Consider the following 257-nt stretch of genomic DNA (forward strand, 5'->3'; position numbering starts at 1 on the left):
ACTACCAGGAATTACTACCGATCTAGCAGGTACTTTACCTTTCATTTCAACAGGTTCATTACCAGTAACATCAATAATTTTAGTACTCATAGTTAAAACAACACCGGCACCTAAAACAGCTTCTTTTTCAACGTGTACACCTTCAACAACAATGCAACGTGAGCCTACAAAAACATTATCTTCAATAATAACAGGTGCAGCTTGTAATGGTTCTAAAACGCCACCAATACCAACACCGCCAGATAAGTGTACATTTT

Annotated in this window: 1 protein-coding gene; it reads right to left on the minus strand. The window is 37.4% G+C overall.

Features of this window, described 5'->3' with window-relative positions; translation table 11 throughout:
• Positions 1-257, minus strand: a 257-nt coding sequence (locus tag FUA24_RS10790; protein WP_317131953.1) for a DapH/DapD/GlmU-related protein, incomplete at both ends; no start/stop codon positions are given.

It is taken from the genome of Seonamhaeicola marinus, assembly GCF_008085455.1.